This is a genomic window from Pseudomonas sp. (genome assembly GCF_051660785.1).
GTDB lineage: Bacteria > Pseudomonadota > Gammaproteobacteria > Pseudomonadales > Pseudomonadaceae > Aquipseudomonas.
In genome coordinates, this window is sequence record NZ_JBOFQE010000059.1 from 247,280 (window position 1) to 263,168 (window position 15,889).

The window sequence follows — 15,889 nt, forward strand, 5'->3', positions numbered from 1 at the left end:
TAAAATCAACAAGGCTAAGCTCCGGAAAAGCTCGTTCAAGTGTGAAACTTCGAGGTGATAAAAATGGCATTCAAGCCATTGATCGGCGTTACTGCGTGCGTCAAACAGATTGGCCTGCACCCCTACCATGTCAGCGGCGACAAGTACTTGCGTGCTGTCAGCGTCGCGGCTCTGGGGCTGCCTGTGGTCATTCCTTCCTTAGGCGAATTGACTGAAATCGAGGATGTGCTCGCGCATCTCGACGGTCTGCTGCTGACCGGTTCTCCCTCGAACGTGGAACCCTTCCACTATCAAGGCCCGGCCAGTGCCCCCGGCACGGATCACGATCCGACGCGGGACGCCACCACCCTTCCTTTATTGCGTGCGGCCATTGCGGCGGGCGTTCCGGTGCTCGGCATCTGCCGTGGCTTCCAGGAAATGAACGTGGCGTTCGGCGGCAGCCTGCATCAGAAGGTGCATGAACTGCCGGGCATGCTCGATCACCGGGAAGCGGACAGTCCGGAGCTGGCGGTGCAATACGCCCCGGCCCATGCGGTGAAGGTGCAACCGGGCGGTGTGTTTGAAGCGCTGGAGTTGCCAGCGGAGTTCAGGGTCAATTCGATTCACAGCCAGGGCATTGATCGACTGGCTCCAGGCTTGCGCTCGGAAGCGGTGGCGCCGGACGGTTTGATCGAGGCGATTTCGGTGGAACACAGCCAGGCGTTTGCCGTCGGCGTGCAATGGCACCCGGAATGGCAAGTCCTTTCGAACCCGCCCTATTTGAGTATTTTTCAGGCGTTCGGCGATGCGTGCCGGCGACGGGCCGCGCTACGTAAAACCCGCTGACTTAAAACAACCTTTTACTGCCCCCGCGAGTCAGGCGAGCGTGCCTTTGCGCGTCCGTGACTTGCGAAACAACACACTGCAATAACAACAAGTACGACCCCGGCAGCCAGGATGGCGGCGCCGAATTAGCCCAGGCCGGGCGATGCCAGTGAGTCAAACGCAATACCCCCTGTGGGAGCTAGCCTGCTAGCGATGAGGGCGGCCCAGTCACATTGATGTCGACTGACACACCGCCATCGCTAGCGGGCTAGCTCCCACAGGGGTCCATCGCTGAATCAACTGACATCGCACGCCCTCGGGCTAGCAATCCACTCTTAAGTCAGGCCGCGTTGGCCCGACGACTGAAACCTGTTGGGAGTTTCACATGGCAAACGCCTCCAGCACTTACAGGAAGGCTCTTGAAGGTCACCAGACATCGAAAAAGGTGTTGGTGAAAGTCGACCGCGTCACCAAGAAATTCGACGAAACCTGCGCAGTAGACGATGTCTCGCTCGAGATTCATCAAGGCGAAATCTTCGCCCTGCTCGGCGGTTCCGGCTCGGGTAAATCGACCTTGCTGCGCATGCTCGCCGGCTTCGAGCGCCCGACCGAAGGACGGATTTTCCTCGACGGCGTGGACATCACCGACATGCCGCCGTACGAACGGCCGATCAACATGATGTTTCAGTCGTACGCCTTGTTCCCGCACATGACCGTGGCGCAGAACATTGCCTTCGGCCTCAAGCAGGATCGTTTGCCCGCCAGTGAAATCGACGCCCGCGTTGAAGAGATGCTGCGCCTGGTGCACATGACCCAGTACGCCAAACGCAAACCTCATCAGTTGTCCGGCGGCCAACGTCAGCGCGTCGCCCTCGCCCGCTCCCTGGCCAAGCGTCCGAAGCTGTTGCTGCTCGACGAACCGATGGGCGCGCTGGATAAAAAGCTGCGTTCGCAGATGCAACTGGAGTTGGTGGAGATCATCGAGCGCGTCGGCGTGACCTGCGTGATGGTGACCCACGACCAGGAAGAGGCCATGACCATGGCCCAGCGGATCGCGATCATGCACTTGGGCTGGATCGCGCAGATCGGCAGCCCGGTCGACATTTATGAAGCACCGGTCAGCCGCATGGTCTGCGAATTCATCGGCAACGTGAACGCCTTCGAAGGCACCGTTGTGGAAGACCTTGAAGGTCACGCGATCATTCACAGCCCGGACCTGGAGCAGAAAATTTACGTCGGTCACGGCGTCAGCACCTCGGTGCAGGACAAGTCGATCACCTACGCCATCCGCCCGGAAAAAATGCTGGTCAGCACCCTCAAGCCGGACACCCGCTACAACTGGTCCGAAGGCAAGGTGCATGACATCGCCTACCTCGGCGGTCACTCGGTGTTCTACGTGGCATTGCCCGGCGGCAAGGTCGTGCAATCGTTCATGGCCAACGCCGAACGCCGTGGTGCCCGTCCGACCTGGGACGACAAGGTCTATGTGTGGTGGGAAGACGACAGCGGCGTGGTACTGCGCTCATGAAAACACTCAATCAGCAGTTCCTGCGGCTGATGCCGAGTGGTCGAAAGCTCGTCATCGGGATTCCGTTCCTGTGGCTGTTCCTGTTCTTCATGCTGCCGTTCTTCCTGGTGATGAAGATCAGCTTCTCGGAAGCGGCGCTGGCCATTCCTCCCTACTCCGAGATTTACACCTTCGCCGAACAGAAATTCCAGCTGCTGCTGAACCTCGGCAACTACTCGCTGCTGACTCAGGATGAGTTGTACATCTCGGCCTACTTCGGCTCGTTGAAGGTAGCGTTTTTAAGCACGCTGATGTGCCTGGTGATCGGCTTTCCGATGGCCTACGCGATCACCAAGGCGAACAAGGAAACGCAAAACGTTTTGCTGTTGCTGATCATGATGCCGACCTGGACCGCGATCCTGATCCGCGTGTATGCGTGGATGGGCATCCTCAGCAACAACGGTTTGCTCAACGGGTTTTTGATGTGGACCGGGCTGACGGATCACCCGATCGAGATCCTCAACACCAACACCGCCGTGTATATCGGCGTGGTTTACGCCTACTTGCCGTTCATGGTGTTGCCGCTGTACGCCAACCTGGTCAAGCACGATCAAAGCCTGCTGGAAGCCGCGTCCGACCTGGGCTCGAGCAACTTCAACAACTTCTGGAAAATCACCGTGCCGCTAGCTAAGAACGGGATCATTGCCGGTTGCATGCTGGTGTTCATTCCGGTGGTCGGTGAGTTCGTGATTCCGGAGCTGCTGGGCGGCCCTGAGACGCTGATGATCGGTCGCGTGCTGTGGCAAGAGTTCTTCAACAACCGCGACTGGCCGGTGGCGTCTGCGCTGGCGGTGGTGATGCTGTTGATCCTGATTGTGCCGATTCTGCTGTTCAACCGCAGCCAGGCCAAAGAGATGGAGGCACGGGGATGAAACGTTTCGGATTTTCAAAGTTCATGCTGGTTTTCGGCCTGTCGTTTATCTACCTGCCGATGCTGATTCTGGTGATCTACTCGTTCAACGCCTCGAAACTGGTGACGGTGTGGGGTGGCTGGTCGTTCAAGTGGTACGCCGGTTTGCTCGACAACACGCAACTGATGGGCTCGGTGGTGCGCTCGCTGGAAATCGCCTGCTACACCGCTATTGCCGCTGTTGCGCTGGGGACGTTGGCAGCGTTTGTGCTGACTCGCGTCACGCGCTTCAAGGGTCGTACGCTGTTTGGTGGTCTGGTGACGGCGCCGTTGGTAATGCCGGAAGTGATCACCGGCCTGTCGCTGTTGCTGCTGTTCGTGGCGATGGCGCAGTTGATCGGCTGGCCGATGGAGCGTGGCATCGTCACGATTTGGATCGCCCACACCACGTTCTGCGCCGCGTATGTCGCGGTGGTGGTCTCGGCGCGCTTGCGTGAGCTGGACCTGTCCATCGAAGAAGCGGCCATGGACCTTGGGGCGAAGCCGTTCAAGGTGTTTTTCCTGATCACCATTCCGATGATCGCGCCGTCACTGGCGGCCGGCGGCATGATGTCGTTTGCCTTGTCGCTGGATGACCTGGTGTTGGCGAGTTTCGTGTCAGGCCCGGGCTCGACGACCTTGCCGATGGAAGTGTTCTCGGCGGTGCGTCTGGGTGTGAAGCCTGAGATCAATGCCGTGGCCAGTCTGATTTTGCTCGCCGTTTCGATAGTGACGTTCATGGTCTGGTACTTCAGCCGCCGCGCCGAAGCCACCCGTAAACGGGCGATCCAGGAAGCGATGGACCAGACTGCCAGCGAATCCTGGCAGCAACCTAAAAAGCAAATGGCAGGAGCGACGGCGTAGTCGTCGTTGCTCAGTTAACTGTGGCGAGGGAACTTCTGTGGCGAGGGGATTTATCCCCGTTCGGCTGCGAAGCAGTCGTAAAACCAGTGAATTCGGTGTAACTGATACACCGCGGGTTGCAGGTTTGGCGCCGCTTCGCAGCCCAACGGGGATAAATCCCCTCACCACAGGTTTTGGGTTTACTCCAAAGGTTTTGTGTTTTCTGCCCAGGTTTATGTTCACTGCATTTTTGCTGTGTGATTTTGAATAAAAAGAGAATTGGAGTTGTACCGATGAAAATGTTTGGCAGGACTCTGCTGACACTGTCCTTATTGGGCGCAATGGCTACCGGCGCCCAGGCCAATGACAAGGTTCTGCGCGTCTATAACTGGTCGGATTACATCGCCCCGGACACGGTCAAGAAGTTCGAAGACGAGACCGGTATCCGCGTGACCTACGACGTGTTCGACAGCAATGAAACCCTTGAGGCCCGGTTGCTCGCCGGCAAATCCGGCTACGACATCGTCGTACCGTCCAACAGTTTCCTGGCCAAGCAGATCAAGGCCGGCGTCTATCAGGAACTGGACAAGTCGAAGCTGTCGAACTGGAAAAACCTCAACCCGGTTCTGTTGAAAAACGCCTCCGCGAGCGACCCGGATAACGGTCACGCCTTCCCGTACATGTGGGGCTCGATCGGCATCGGCTTCAACCCGGCCAAGGTCAAGGAAGTGCTCGGGGCCAACGCACCGACCAATTCCTGGGACTTGCTGTTCAAGCCGGAAAACGCGGAAAAACTCAAAGCCTGCGGTATCAGCTTCCTTGATTCGCCCACCGAAATGCTTCCGGCCGCCCTGCACTACTTGGGCTATCCGGTGAACTCCAAGGACACGCAACAAATCGCCGAAGCCGAAGCGCTGTTCATGAAGATTCGGCCGTCGGTGGCGTATTTCCATTCGTCGAAATACATCTCCGACCTGGCCAACGGCAACATCTGCGTCGCAGTCGGTTATTCCGGCGATGTGCTGCAAGCCAAGGCGCGCGCTCAGGAAGCGGGCGACAAGGTGAAGATTGATTACAGCATTCCGAAAGAAGGCGCCGGCAGCTTCTACGACATGGTCGCGATCCCGCGGGACGCGGCGAACGTCGAGAACGCCTACCTGTTCATGAACTTCCTGATGCGCCCGGACATCATCGCCGAGATCACCAACAACATCGGCTACAGCAACGCCAACGCGGCAGCCACGCCGTTGGTGGATGAGGCGATTCGCGATGACCCGGGGTCGTATCCGCCGCAAGCGGTGATGGCGACGTTGTATGCCATTCCGGATATGCCGATCGGCGTCCAGCGGGTGATGACCCGGGGCTGGACGCGGGTGAAGCTCGGGAAGTAATTCATTCAGACTCATCGCTGAACCTGAAATCGCCATCGCGAGCAGGCTCGCTCCCACAGGGGATTCTTGTCGTTCACAAGCCTGTGTTCCACCACGAACCACAGTGGGAGTGAAGCTCGGGAAATAGTCGCTGTATTCGAAATCGCCATCGCGAGCAGGCTCGCTCCCACAGGGGATTTGTGTCGAACACAAAATTCATCATCACGACAGATCAAATCTGGGAGCGAGCCGGCTCCGGGCGGCGTTCCGACGATGAGGCCATAACATTCAACATAGATATCAGTTCTAACCTTTTCCGTTCACGCAGCGCCTTACCACCGCTGCACCCTCTCTGACGAACGGCCTCACCTGGCTTCCTCGGTTCAGGTGAATTCGGGCGCCCTCCTCGGGCGCCTTTTTTTATGCGGGGACAAGCGGCCACTCGGCCAGCGCCCGATATCGTCCTTTGTGGGATTCAAACAAGACGAAGCGATCAGCCCGCAGGAAAAATTCGGGCGGCGTCGCGGATTCAGGCACCGACACTCGATAATCACGCATCAAGGTCAGGTGCGGTCGAAACTCCTTCGGAGAATCCTCCAGACCAAACGGCAACATCGCCTGCTCCAGCGCATACACCAGACGCAGCAACTCCGGCGGCGCCTGCTCCGGCGCCAGTACCAGAACCCCTGCCCGGCGCCAGACATCCAGTCGATCCAGCGCCAACCTCAGCGGCGCACCCGCCACGCGAACCTTTGCCGCCGCCGTGCAAATCTCGCCGATTTGCGCCACCGCCACAGCCCCCAAAAACAACAACGTCAGGTGGAAATTTTCCACCGGCACCGGGCGCCCGTTGCGCAACTCAAGGGCGCTGCGCCATTGAGCAATGGCCTTGCGTTGCTCGGGTGGGCAATTGAGTGCGAAAAACAGCCTTTTGAGCGGTTCATGAGATTCGTCAGTCATGCCTGGCAGCTCCTGACATGCACGTTATAGTTGAACCAACCGAATCAACGGGAGGGGGCCATGCGAGCAATCATCAGCAAAGAGCCATGGTGGGCGATGCCACCGAAACCGGGTCAGGATGAGTCCGAGCTGGAATGGGGCTGGCTGGTTCACTATAGCGAAGGTGAGCCGCGCTTCGAGTTCGTCAGGGAGCGGCCGACGGACAGCGAGATCCGCAACCGCAAAAGCTGCAGGATCACCCCGACGCCGGAGTGATCCTTTCGTCGGGATCAGGCCTTCACGATCATTTCGAAACCACCGTAGACCAGACGCTGGCCATCGAAGGGCATCGGATTGACGTCCGGCTGCATCCGCGGATCGTTCATGAGTTTGTCCATTCCCGCATCACGGGTGGCTTTGTCCGGCCAGATAATCCAGCTGAAGACTACGGTTTCGTCTTCCTTGAGTTTTACCGCCATGGGAAACGAAGTCACCTTGCCGTCAGGCACATCGTCGCCCCAGCATTCAGCGACGCTGAGCGCGCCGCTTTCCTTGAAAATGACCGCGGCAGTTTCGGCGTGTTTCTTGAATTTTTCGCGATTGGCGGTGGGTACGGCAGCGAGGAAGCCATCAACGTAGGACATGGTGTTTCTCCTTCGGTTATGGAACGGTCTGCTGGCTAGTCGTTTCCATCGGGCTCCAATCGACAGCGCCGCTGCTCGAACTGACCGACGGTACATCGGCGCTCCCCGCCAGGTTGCCCTCGATCTGCGCCGCCATGTACAACGTCCCCGCCATCACGCCGGTGGTCGGGTTCTGCACCAGTTTTGTCCAGGCTTTGTCGAACGTATTGCCCAGGCTGCTGCGAATCAGCGCCTCGCTGTCCGGCCGGTCGTTGGCCTGGATAATCGCCCGGACGCCTGCTACCCCCACCGAAATCAGCGCGCCGGCCAGTTTCCCGGCGGCCGCCGCCACCGCACTGGCCGCTCCTCGCGGGGCCATTTCCGCTTCTATCCGTTTACTCGCGCGCTTGGCCACCGGTGCCATGGCGGTCTCGGTGTTATCCACCCCTTTGTCGCCGCCCGCCTTGTGGATCTTCTCGATCAACGCCGCATACGCCGGCAAGCTGTTCAACGGCTGAGTGTGCACCACCTGATACAGCGAAGCGTCCCGGGCGGTTGGCGGGCCCAGTGCAATGGCGGGGATTTTCTGGATGCGGCCGTTGAGCTGGGCCATCGGTATACCGTGGCGCTGGGAGATTCGCTGCAACTCTTCCTGAATAATGTCCACGTAGAAGGCCGTTGCCAGGCCGAGAATCGCGTCGGGATCGATCTCTACCGCGACTGGCGCCAGCACGCGTTCCTGGTATTGCTCCAGCAAATAAGCGGCCAGGCGTTTGGCCGAGGCATCCTGCTCGCCCTGGGCACTGAGGCTGTACCAGCTGACCTTCATCGACAGCCACTCCTGGGTCCAGTAGCTGCTGAACCAGGGAATGAAGTTTTCTTCGGTCAATTGGTAGACCCGGGTGCGCCAGTAATCCATGGCGCCACGGGCGTAGATTTTGGTTTGTTCGGTGGCCGATTGCGAGGCTGCGACAATTTCCTGATCGACCTTGCGCCACGTGCTCTCGGACACCACCACGATCGGCGCCACCACCGGGGCAGGCGGAGGCGTGGCGCATCCCGCCAACACCACCATCACGGCGACGATCAGCGAACGCAGGTTCAAGATCGCGGTTCCTACAGTGATCTCCGGACGGAATGTCCGGTGCTCGAAAAGCCTATTTATTTGAGTATAGGTGGCGGGGTTTGTTCGCTTGGGATGGATGGACGGCTTATGGCCTCATCGCGAGCAGGCTCGCTCCCACAGTAGTCTGCGGTGGAACGCAGATTTGTGAACGACGCTAATCCCTGTGGGAGCGAGCCTGCTCGCGATGAGGCCCTAGAAAACACCCAAAATCCACCATCAACGCCGTCGATACTCACCATCGCGATGATTGCCTTCCGCTAAAAAACCGCCAGGCGCAGGATCAACCCATCCCAAGGCAAAACCCCACACCGGAGGGGCAAATCATGTTGATCCATCTCCTGACCTGCCTGGCCCTGACGGCCATTACCCTGACTGTTTTTTCATACATCGTCCTCGCCGAGGAGCGCAGATCATGATCCACGCCATCACCCTCTCCGTCAGCTTCCCGGTGTTCGGCAACAACTTTTATTCGCAGGCATTCGTCTCTCGCAAAGTGCTGTCGCTGGTGTTCGACAAAAACTTCGAGGCGTTGCTGATACCGGCCGCCGCGAACCACTTCAACAATGAAGTGGTCGGGCTCAACGATCAGTTCCGCTTCCTCAATGACGTTTTGGTTGAACACTTGCTGGAGATCGAGTTGGCGCAAAGTGCGCCTCGGTCTTCCCGCGCTTTCACGTTCTAGGATGAGGCGGGCCGACGAACGGCCCGCACCTTGCCGCTGTTCCCTCCGCCGCAGAAAAATCGGTCCGCGCCGTCGGACTCAAGCCCTGACACGCCGACACCGGTTGGCAGCGTTAGGCTCTCCAGCACCTCGCCGGTGTTTGGGTCTACTCGCCGCAATTCACCTTCCTCTCCTTCCCAGGTGCCGTGCCAGAGCGCACCTTCCACCCAGGTCACGCCGGTGACGAAGCGGTTCGACTCGATCGTGCGCAGAATCTTGCCGGTGTCGGGGTCGATCTGATGGATCTTGCGTTCCTGATACTGCCCGACCCACAGCGTGCCTTCGGCCCACGCGAGCCCTGAGTCGCCACCGCCGCCGGGCGCAGGAATGGTGGCGAGCACACGGCCGCTCGCAGGGTCGATCTTTTGAATGCGATCCTCGGCGATCTGGAACAGGTGCTGACCGTCAAAGGCTGTTCCCGCATGGGCGGCGACATCGATGGAACGCAGTGTCTTGCCGCTTTCAGGGTCGAGGGCGTTGAGTTTTTCTCCGGAGGCGAACCAGACGTTCTTACCGTCATGGGTGACGCCATGCACACTATCGACGCCCGGAAAGGGTCCGTATTCACGGATGATTTCGGCGGATGATTGCTTCATGGTTGCATCCTCTTCATTGGGTGGTGGAATGGATCCTAGTCACCCGGCACCCAAGCTGTGAGTAACAAAGTCGTCGCGAATCCGGGCAGCGGAGGCATCATCCAGCGCCGGGCGCGCCCGCGACCAAACGCCTGCACTTTGCCGGCGGTGGCCAGCGCGTCGAGGGAGCGCTGCACGGTGCGCTGACTGGCCTTCAGCGCCAGGGCCAGCGCCGAACTCGACCACGACTCGCCGTCGGCCAGGAAGGCGAGCAGCGCCGCTTGAGGTTCTTCGACGGGCCGCGCCAGCACCACAACGTGGTCAGCAATCTGTGGTTGCAGCGTAAACCCGCGCCTGGTCGCACTGACACCGGCCAGAGGCTTCAGTGCCGCGCGAAGCCGGCCGATTTCGACGCGCAATCGCGCGCGATGGGACTCATCGGTAAGCTTCAGGCGAAAAGCCTGGGTGATCAGTGTTTCCCGCGCCACATCGGCGGGCCAGGCTTCGGCCAGCGCCCGCACGAGGGTAAAAAGCACCGGGCGTTTGGCCAGCGACACTGACATCCCCGAGCCGCGCACGCCGTATCGACACGCGTCCACCACCAGTGACGGCGAACTCAGCAGCGCTTCCACCTCATCCAGCAACAGTGGCCGCTCCTCGCCACGGACAATCAGTCGTGCAGCGGGCGTGTTGAGGACTTGGGCGGCGTGTTCGACCTCGGCGGTCAGCGCGGGAATACGGGCGTCGGATGCGGCGCGTTGAGCTCTTTCGAGTGCAGACCGCGCCTTTTTTGTTTCGAGTCGCCGCACGGCGATCCCCACCACCACCAGCTCATGAACGGCGCGCAATGCCGGCGGCAGTGGCGCGGGGTCGAGTTCGGCAAGCAAACTTTCGACCTCATCAAGATGCCCGATCAGCAACAACCGTCGAATCTGCAAATACCGCGCATGGGCCGCATTTGCGTGATCGCCATGGGATTGCAGGGTCACGCGCGCTGCTTCGAGCGCCTTTACCGGCCAGCCCAGATCCCGGGAAGCCAGGGCGATTTCAGCCTCGGCAACCACGCATCGCGCACGGGCCAGAGGCGCTTGAGAACCGAAGGCGCGTGCCGCGCTGCGCACCAATTCCTTTGCCCGTATCAGATCGCCCAACTGCGCCATGGCGATGCCGCGAAGTGCCAGCGCCGGGGCATCGTCGCGCAAGGCAACCCGGTTCAGTGCACCGAGGGGATCGCCCGCCGCGAGTGCGTGCGCTGCAGCGGTGATCAGCGAGTCCATTTGAATTGCGCCACAGGTGTCACTCCCAGGGTTCAATGCCCGTTGATGAGTCTATCTCACGCCCACCAAACAGCCCGCTGGTTAAGCGCAATCCCTGTGGGAGTGAGCTGTGGCGAGGGGATTTATCCCCGCTGGACTGCGAAGCAGGCCCAAGATTTTGGGGCGGCTGCGCCACCCAACGGGGCGGTGCGACGTTTCGCTGAATCCCCTCGCCACAGCTCGCTCCCACAGGGATTGTGTTCAACCGACCTGCATCATCATCGTGGGCGTTTGGCGTCCTGCAGCCATTCGCGCGGGCTGGTGCCGGTTTTGCGCCGGAACGCTCGGGCCAGCGCCGAGGGGCTTTCGTAGCCGACTTCATCGGCGATCAGGGCGATGGACTTGCCTTCCCGCAAGCGCTTCTGCGCCAGGCTGATGCGCCAGCTCACCAGATAATCGACCGGCGTCTGCCCCACCACCGAGCGAAAGTAGTCGGCGAAACTGGCCCGGGACATGTTGGCCGCCGCCGACAGTTCCGCCACCGTCCAGGCCTTGCCGGGCGAGTCGTGCATCAGGCTCATGGGGCGCGCCAGCCGTGGATCGGCGAGACCGGCCATCATCCCGGGCGTCTGATCGCGGCTGGTCAGAATGTGCCGCAACAACTGAATCACCAGCAGTTCGAAAAGCCGGTCCATCATCGCTTCGCGACCACAAATGCCGCCAAAGGCCTCGCTGAAGAGCCAGTCCAGCGTACCGGCCATGGTCGAGATGCTGTCGAGTTTGAGCACCAGGTATTCAGGCAGCGCGGCCGCCAGGGCATTGCCCGCCCCACCGTCGAATTCCAGGGTGGCGCACACCAGTTGCGTGCCCGACGCTTCGCTGGCGAACAACTGATGACGATAAGGCCGCGGAAAGAAAATCAACGTCGGCTCATTAAGCTGCAGGTCTCGCCCATCCGCGAGTTTGAGCGTCAATTCGCCGGCCTGAAGCAAATGCAGGTGCCCGGTCGCCTGATCACCATCAAACGCCGTGGCGCCGCAAAAATCTCCACTGTGGAAGGTTCCGGCACTGACACCGAAATGCGTGAGCAAAGTGGATAAGCGATCCATGGAACGACTCCCGGCGACATATCTGGACGATCTGTCGCATATCCTCGACGATTTGCACCCTCAAAGCCAGCATTGATCAATAGCATGGACCCCGTACCCAGCGCACACCGCGCTTGAATCTACGGAGCATCACCCATGAGCCGCATCAACACCCTGAGCCTTGACCAAGCCACCGACACCACCCGCCCGCTGCTGGAAGGCGTGCAGAAAAAAATCGGCTTCTTGCCCAACGTCTTCAAGACGCTGGCCCATGCCCCCGCCGTACTGGCTGCCTATCTGCAGCAGTCGGTGGCCCTGGGCAAAACGTCCCTGAGCGCGACTGAAAAAGAAGCGATCTTCCTCGCCACTTCGCAGGTCAACGGCTGCGACTACTGCCTGGCGGCGCACACGTTGTTTGCCGGCAAGGCCGGGCTGTCCGCACAAGACATCCTTAGTGCCCGGCACGGCCAACTCAATGCCTTTGCCACGCTGGCTCAGCAAATTACTGAAAGTCGCGGCCATTTGAGCAACGAGCAGATTGAAGCGGCGCGTGCAGCCGGGATCACCGACGCGAAGATCATCGAAGTGGTCGCCCACATCGCCTCGCAGACCCTGACCAACTACCTCAACAATCTGGCCCTGACCGACATCGACTTCCCTGCGATCGACGCTTGAAGCGGATCTCTAATTAGAGGAGTAAACACCATGAACACTGTGACGCTTTACACCACTGACACTTGCCCCTACTGCCGCAATGCCAAGGCGTTGCTGGCCAGCAAAGGGATCGCCACCCGGGAAATAAACGTGCAGTCGGACCCTGGCAAATTCCAGGAGATGCTCACCCGCAGCGGTCGCCGCAGCGTGCCGCAGATTTTCATCGGTGACACTCACGTCGGAGGCTTCGACGACCTGGCCAAACTGGACCGCCAGGGTGCCTTGATGTCGATGCTGGCCTGAGGCTGCAATCAAAGCGCCCTTCCCTTTACCCGGCAAGACTTCTATCAGCCATAGAAGTCTTGCCTCGTCGTTTTGCCACTCTTCATTTAATTTCCGCAAGGTTGTACGATGACCGACGAGTCATTCATAACAACAAGGAACTACCCATGAAAAAAGTGAAAGTGCTGATTGGTTTTCTGTGCCTGTTCAGTGGCTACGTGGCGGCAGCCCCGGCAACGGAGAAGGATGTTGCGGACGCGGTGGACCACCTGACGCAAGCCATGCTCAAAAAGAACATCCCCGAGCTGCAAGCGTTGACCGCTGAGAACCTGACTTACGGGCACTCCAGCGGTAAGGTCCAGGACAAGAAAGACTTCATCGCCGATATCGAAACGGGCAAGAGCGCCTTCAAAACCCTGGAAATGCAGAACCAGACCATCACCGTCTCAGGTGACGTGGCGTTGGTTCGGCACCACTTCTCGGCACAGGCGATCAAGGGCACCGAGGTCGTCCCGACTGAAATCGAGAACTTTCAGATCTGGCAAAAGAAGTCTGGCAAATGGTTGCTGGTAGGCCGACAAGCCTTCCGCATCTGAATAAAAAAATCCCGCCCAAGGTCACTTGAGCGGGATTTTTCAGGCAGGCCGTGTCATCGAGACACCTCTGCCAACCTCTTAGGCCACAACCGGGATCATCGGATCCGCTGCCGCCAGCGCTGTTGCACGGTCGGCCGCCGGCGGGTAGATCCACACCGTGTTGATCTGGGTCTTGAGCGACTTGCCTTCTTCCTTGACCAGTTTCACCTGGCGATCCCAGCCCTCGGTGTACACCGCGCCCCACGCCCCCAGATCCAGGCAGGTAACGTACTTGGGCTGGCTGTACGCCTTCGGATCCACACCCAGAATTTGCGCAGCCACGTTGTTGCCGGCGTGACGTCCCAGCGAGATCGCGTGCTGGCAGGTCATCAGGGCGTAGTTGCCGATGTCATCCGTGGCGGCATAGGCCACGTCGCCGGTGGCAAAAATATCGTCCTGACCGATGACTTGCAGATGCGCATCAACGTGCAGGCGGCCGAGGTGATCGCGTTCGGCCGGGATCTGCTCGGTCAGCGAGCTGGCCCGTACCCCGGTGGTCCAGACCACGGTCTTGGCGTCGATGCGTTGGCCATCGGCCAGGGTCACACCGTTTTCATCGACGGCAACGACCGACGACTTCAAGCGCCATTGCACGCCCAGCTCAGTGCTGGCTTCGGCGATCGAGTGGGCGATTTCACTGCCCATGGACGCGCCGACTTTTTCACCGCGATCAACGATGATCACTTCGACGTCGGCGTCTTCACCGAGGATGGCCCGCAGGCGCGCCGGCATTTCGGTCGCCGTTTCAATCCCGGTGAAACCACCACCGGCCACCACTACTGTGTTGCGGGCTTTGCTGTCTGGCAGGTCAGCCAGGGATTTCAGATGATTTTCCAGGCGTACGGCCTGTTCAATCTGGTCGACGTCGAAGGCGTGCGCGGCCACGCCCGGCGTGTTGGGCAACGCCAGACCGCTGCCGGTGGCCAGAACGAGTTTGTCGTAGCTGCACACCTGTTTGGCACCTGACGCATCGGTGTAGCCGACGCGTTTTTGTTGCACGTCGATGGTTTCTGCGGCGCCCTTGATGAACTTCACACCGACCGCATCGAACAAGTCGCCGAGGGGTGCAGCGAGTTGATGAGCATTCGGTTCGTAGAAACGCGGACGTACGCGCAGCTCGGCCTGTGGCGCCAGAACCGTGACTTCTACGTGGTTGTGATCATGGAGGTCCAACAGGCGCGTGGCGCTCAATGCCGTCCACATGCCGCCGAAACCCGCGCCGATTACCAGAATGTGCTGTTTCATTGTTTTAACTCCGAAGAAGACCAAAGACTGAACTCGTTGCCGAGCTGACAACGGCGACTATAGTGATCCGAGTTATGAGAAGCAACGACCTTTTATCGATGGTTATCATCACCCACACCAATGCTTCGAGAATCCAGCCACAAGCTTCTATCTATACGCAGCACAGGATCTATAGACGATCAAGGCAACGCCGACGGCTCGTTGCACCCCTGATCATCGGCTGGTAACATTGGCGACTCATTCAGTCGGAGATAACCATGTCTCTTTACAGCGCGGGCGTTGAGTACGGCATTCACTGCCTGCTCTTTCTGGTAGGCGATTACGGCGACAGCCGTGAGGCGAGCGTGCGCGACCTCGCTGAACTGCAAGGCGTGCCCCTGGATTACCTGGCGAAAATCTTCACCAAGCTGGCCAAGGCCAGACTGGTGGTGGCGACCGAGGGCGTGCGCGGCGGGTTCAAGCTGGCGCGACCGGCGGATGAAATCAGCGTGCTGGACATCGTCAACGCCATCGACGGCCAGAAGCTGATCTTCGATTGCCGTGATATCCGTGGGCGTTGTGCGCTGTTTGACGGTTCCCCGCCGACGTGGGCCGTGGAAGGTCATTGCTCGGTGCACGCGGTCATGATGACGGCGCAGCAGCGTATGGAAGACGCCCTCGCCCAGCAGACCATTCTTGACCTTGCCCGCAGGGTCGGGCGCAAAGCCCCGGCCGAGTTCGGCGCCCAGGTGGACAACTGGATCAATGATCGTCGGGAAAAGAAAACCGCGACCGGCACTCAGCACGATGGCGAACAGATCATCCCGGTGACCGATATTTCCGACTGACGATTTGTCCCGGCCGCTCTATGATTAAGGCCCATGACGACCTCGACCCCGATCCGCTCACCCTGCCCGCCCGGCGCCTGCATCTGCGGGCGAGACCCGTTGCTGGAAACACCGGGCGCGGATGTGCGCATCCTGTTTCTGACCCGGCAGGAAGAAAAGCGTCTGCTCGATCGTCTGGAAAACCTGCAAAGCCTGGCTGACCTCGAACGCTTGCAACACCGCATGTACGAACAATTGGGCATCCGCGTGGACATCGTCCCCAGCTTTAACGAAGTACGCACCATGCGCGGCATCGGCATCACCCTCGGCGAATTGCCCGGTCTGTGCCGCAAGACCCGCCAGTCGATCCCGGCCGCGATTCGCCGCAGCCTGGAGAAGCGCCCGGAGATCGCCTTCGAGATCCTCAACGCCAATGACCTGTTGCGCGACGCCTGAGGTCTGCACC

Annotated in this window: 19 protein-coding genes; 12 read left to right on the plus strand and 7 right to left on the minus strand. The window is 59.8% G+C overall.

Annotated elements, in window-relative coordinates:
- Nucleotides 1–63 precede the first annotated feature (63 nt).
- The 5 genes from ACRC4F_RS16840 to ACRC4F_RS16860 all read left to right on the plus strand — a co-directional run bounded on the left by ACRC4F_RS16840 (nt 64) and on the right by ACRC4F_RS16860 (nt 5,494).
- Nucleotides 64–825 carry a gamma-glutamyl-gamma-aminobutyrate hydrolase family protein gene (locus ACRC4F_RS16840; RefSeq protein WP_438660360.1) on the plus strand — a complete coding sequence of 254 codons (762 nt, stop codon included), beginning with the start codon at nt 64–66 and terminating at the stop codon, nt 823–825.
- Between the two features lie 364 nt (nt 826–1,189).
- A complete protein-coding gene (potA, locus tag ACRC4F_RS16845) occupies nt 1,190–2,332 on the plus strand; it encodes a polyamine ABC transporter ATP-binding protein (protein ID WP_438660361.1) in 1,143 nt (380 codons plus the stop codon).
- Between the two features lie 29 nt (nt 2,333–2,361).
- Nucleotides 2,362–3,243, plus strand: coding sequence for an ABC transporter permease subunit (locus ACRC4F_RS16850; protein ID WP_438660410.1), 882 nt, complete (start codon nt 2,362–2,364; stop codon nt 3,241–3,243).
- The gene (locus ACRC4F_RS16855) at nt 3,240–4,124 is read left to right on the plus strand and encodes an ABC transporter permease subunit (protein WP_438660362.1); all 885 of its coding nucleotides are present in this window, start codon (nt 3,240–3,242) and stop codon (nt 4,122–4,124) included. Before ACRC4F_RS16850 ends, ACRC4F_RS16855 begins: the two co-directional genes overlap by 4 nt.
- Before the next feature lie 272 nt (nt 4,125–4,396).
- Nucleotides 4,397–5,494, plus strand: a complete 1,098-nt coding sequence (locus ACRC4F_RS16860; protein ID WP_438660363.1) for a polyamine ABC transporter substrate-binding protein — start codon at nt 4,397–4,399, stop codon at nt 5,492–5,494.
- 399 nt (nt 5,495–5,893) lie between these two features.
- Here ACRC4F_RS16860 and thpR read toward each other — a convergent pair whose 3' ends face one another.
- Nucleotides 5,894–6,433 (minus strand): RNA 2',3'-cyclic phosphodiesterase, encoded by a 540-nt coding sequence (gene thpR, locus ACRC4F_RS16865; protein WP_438660364.1) that lies wholly within the window; start codon nt 6,431–6,433, stop codon nt 5,894–5,896.
- A gap of 60 nt (nt 6,434–6,493) precedes the next feature.
- On the opposite strand from thpR, the gene ACRC4F_RS16870 reads away from it, so the two are divergent.
- Nucleotides 6,494–6,688 carry a hypothetical protein gene (locus tag ACRC4F_RS16870; RefSeq protein ID WP_438660365.1) on the plus strand — a complete coding sequence of 65 codons (195 nt, stop codon included), beginning with the start codon at nt 6,494–6,496 and terminating at the stop codon, nt 6,686–6,688.
- A 14-nt stretch (nt 6,689–6,702) separates the two neighbouring features.
- On the opposite strand, the gene ACRC4F_RS16875 is transcribed toward ACRC4F_RS16870, so the two are convergent.
- Nucleotides 6,703–7,056, minus strand: coding sequence for a DUF1428 domain-containing protein (locus tag ACRC4F_RS16875; protein WP_438660366.1), 354 nt, complete (start codon nt 7,054–7,056; stop codon nt 6,703–6,705).
- A gap of 16 nt (nt 7,057–7,072) precedes the next feature.
- On the minus strand, nt 7,073–8,140 hold the full coding sequence (locus ACRC4F_RS16880; RefSeq protein WP_438660367.1) for a hypothetical protein: 1,068 nt from the start codon (nt 8,138–8,140) through the stop codon (nt 7,073–7,075).
- 433 nt (nt 8,141–8,573) lie between these two features.
- Here ACRC4F_RS16880 and ACRC4F_RS16885 point away from each other — a divergent pair, with 433 nt between their 5' ends.
- A complete protein-coding gene (locus ACRC4F_RS16885) occupies nt 8,574–8,843 on the plus strand; it encodes a hypothetical protein (RefSeq protein ID WP_438660368.1) in 270 nt (89 codons plus the stop codon).
- Here ACRC4F_RS16885 and ACRC4F_RS16890 read toward each other — a convergent pair.
- The 3 genes from ACRC4F_RS16890 to ACRC4F_RS16900 form a co-directional block, all read right to left on the minus strand.
- Nucleotides 8,840–9,478 (minus strand): Vgb family protein, encoded by a 639-nt coding sequence (locus ACRC4F_RS16890; RefSeq protein WP_438660369.1) that lies wholly within the window; start codon nt 9,476–9,478, stop codon nt 8,840–8,842. The genes ACRC4F_RS16885 and ACRC4F_RS16890 overlap by 4 nt on opposite strands.
- 35 nt (nt 9,479–9,513) lie before the next feature.
- On the minus strand, nt 9,514–10,734 hold the full coding sequence (locus tag ACRC4F_RS16895; RefSeq protein WP_438660370.1) for a helix-turn-helix domain-containing protein: 1,221 nt from the start codon (nt 10,732–10,734) through the stop codon (nt 9,514–9,516).
- Between the two features lie 257 nt (nt 10,735–10,991).
- Nucleotides 10,992–11,822, minus strand: a complete 831-nt coding sequence (locus ACRC4F_RS16900; RefSeq protein WP_438660371.1) for a cupin domain-containing protein — start codon at nt 11,820–11,822, stop codon at nt 10,992–10,994.
- Nucleotides 11,823–11,957: 135 nt separating this feature from the next.
- Here ACRC4F_RS16900 and ACRC4F_RS16905 point away from each other — a divergent pair, with 135 nt between their 5' ends.
- The 3 genes from ACRC4F_RS16905 to ACRC4F_RS16915 all read left to right on the plus strand — a co-directional run bounded on the left by ACRC4F_RS16905 (nt 11,958) and on the right by ACRC4F_RS16915 (nt 13,333).
- Nucleotides 11,958–12,476 carry a carboxymuconolactone decarboxylase family protein gene (locus ACRC4F_RS16905; RefSeq protein WP_438660372.1) on the plus strand — a complete coding sequence of 173 codons (519 nt, stop codon included), beginning with the start codon at nt 11,958–11,960 and terminating at the stop codon, nt 12,474–12,476.
- A 30-nt stretch (nt 12,477–12,506) separates the two neighbouring features.
- Nucleotides 12,507–12,758: a glutaredoxin 3 gene (grxC, locus tag ACRC4F_RS16910; protein WP_438660373.1), complete on the plus strand. Its 252-nt coding sequence runs from the start codon at nt 12,507–12,509 to the stop codon at nt 12,756–12,758.
- 146 nt (nt 12,759–12,904) lie between these two features.
- Entirely contained in the window at nt 12,905–13,333 is a 429-nt protein-coding gene (locus tag ACRC4F_RS16915; protein WP_438660374.1) for a nuclear transport factor 2 family protein, read from the plus strand.
- A gap of 78 nt (nt 13,334–13,411) precedes the next feature.
- On the opposite strand, the gene ACRC4F_RS16920 is transcribed toward ACRC4F_RS16915, so the two are convergent.
- The gene (locus ACRC4F_RS16920; protein WP_438660375.1) at nt 13,412–14,617 is read right to left on the minus strand and encodes an NAD(P)/FAD-dependent oxidoreductase; all 1,206 of its coding nucleotides are present in this window, start codon (nt 14,615–14,617) and stop codon (nt 13,412–13,414) included.
- Between the two features lie 257 nt (nt 14,618–14,874).
- Between ACRC4F_RS16920 and ACRC4F_RS16925 the strand changes: the two genes are divergently transcribed.
- Entirely contained in the window at nt 14,875–15,444 is a 570-nt protein-coding gene (locus ACRC4F_RS16925) for an RrF2 family transcriptional regulator (RefSeq protein WP_438660376.1), read from the plus strand.
- A 33-nt stretch (nt 15,445–15,477) separates the two neighbouring features.
- Nucleotides 15,478–15,879, plus strand: a complete 402-nt coding sequence (locus tag ACRC4F_RS16930; protein WP_438660377.1) for a hypothetical protein — start codon at nt 15,478–15,480, stop codon at nt 15,877–15,879.
- Nucleotides 15,880–15,889: the final 10 nt, after the last annotated feature.

Bases quoted from the DNA above. Each gene is read 5' to 3' on its own strand.
- ACRC4F_RS16840 (WP_438660360.1), top strand. From the start codon at position 64: ATGGCATTCAAGCCATTGATCGGCGTTACTGCGTGCGTCAAACAGATT.
- potA (WP_438660361.1), top strand. From the start codon at position 1,190: ATGGCAAACGCCTCCAGCACTTACAGGAAGGCTCTTGAAGGTCACCAG.
- ACRC4F_RS16850 (WP_438660410.1), top strand. From the start codon at position 2,362: ATGCCGAGTGGTCGAAAGCTCGTCATCGGGATTCCGTTCCTGTGGCTG.
- ACRC4F_RS16855 (WP_438660362.1), top strand. From the start codon at position 3,240: ATGAAACGTTTCGGATTTTCAAAGTTCATGCTGGTTTTCGGCCTGTCG.
- ACRC4F_RS16860 (WP_438660363.1), top strand. From the start codon at position 4,397: ATGAAAATGTTTGGCAGGACTCTGCTGACACTGTCCTTATTGGGCGCA.
- thpR (WP_438660364.1), bottom strand. From the start codon at position 6,433: ATGACTGACGAATCTCATGAACCGCTCAAAAGGCTGTTTTTCGCACTC.
- ACRC4F_RS16870 (WP_438660365.1), top strand. From the start codon at position 6,494: ATGCGAGCAATCATCAGCAAAGAGCCATGGTGGGCGATGCCACCGAAA.
- ACRC4F_RS16875 (WP_438660366.1), bottom strand. From the start codon at position 7,056: ATGTCCTACGTTGATGGCTTCCTCGCTGCCGTACCCACCGCCAATCGC.
- ACRC4F_RS16885 (WP_438660368.1), top strand. From the start codon at position 8,574: ATGATCCACGCCATCACCCTCTCCGTCAGCTTCCCGGTGTTCGGCAAC.
- ACRC4F_RS16890 (WP_438660369.1), bottom strand. From the start codon at position 9,478: ATGAAGCAATCATCCGCCGAAATCATCCGTGAATACGGACCCTTTCCG.
- ACRC4F_RS16895 (WP_438660370.1), bottom strand. From the start codon at position 10,734: ATGGACTCGCTGATCACCGCTGCAGCGCACGCACTCGCGGCGGGCGAT.
- ACRC4F_RS16900 (WP_438660371.1), bottom strand. From the start codon at position 11,822: ATGGATCGCTTATCCACTTTGCTCACGCATTTCGGTGTCAGTGCCGGA.
- ACRC4F_RS16905 (WP_438660372.1), top strand. From the start codon at position 11,958: ATGAGCCGCATCAACACCCTGAGCCTTGACCAAGCCACCGACACCACC.
- grxC (WP_438660373.1), top strand. From the start codon at position 12,507: ATGAACACTGTGACGCTTTACACCACTGACACTTGCCCCTACTGCCGC.
- ACRC4F_RS16915 (WP_438660374.1), top strand. From the start codon at position 12,905: ATGAAAAAAGTGAAAGTGCTGATTGGTTTTCTGTGCCTGTTCAGTGGC.
- ACRC4F_RS16920 (WP_438660375.1), bottom strand. From the start codon at position 14,617: ATGAAACAGCACATTCTGGTAATCGGCGCGGGTTTCGGCGGCATGTGG.
- ACRC4F_RS16925 (WP_438660376.1), top strand. From the start codon at position 14,875: ATGTCTCTTTACAGCGCGGGCGTTGAGTACGGCATTCACTGCCTGCTC.
- ACRC4F_RS16930 (WP_438660377.1), top strand. From the start codon at position 15,478: ATGACGACCTCGACCCCGATCCGCTCACCCTGCCCGCCCGGCGCCTGC.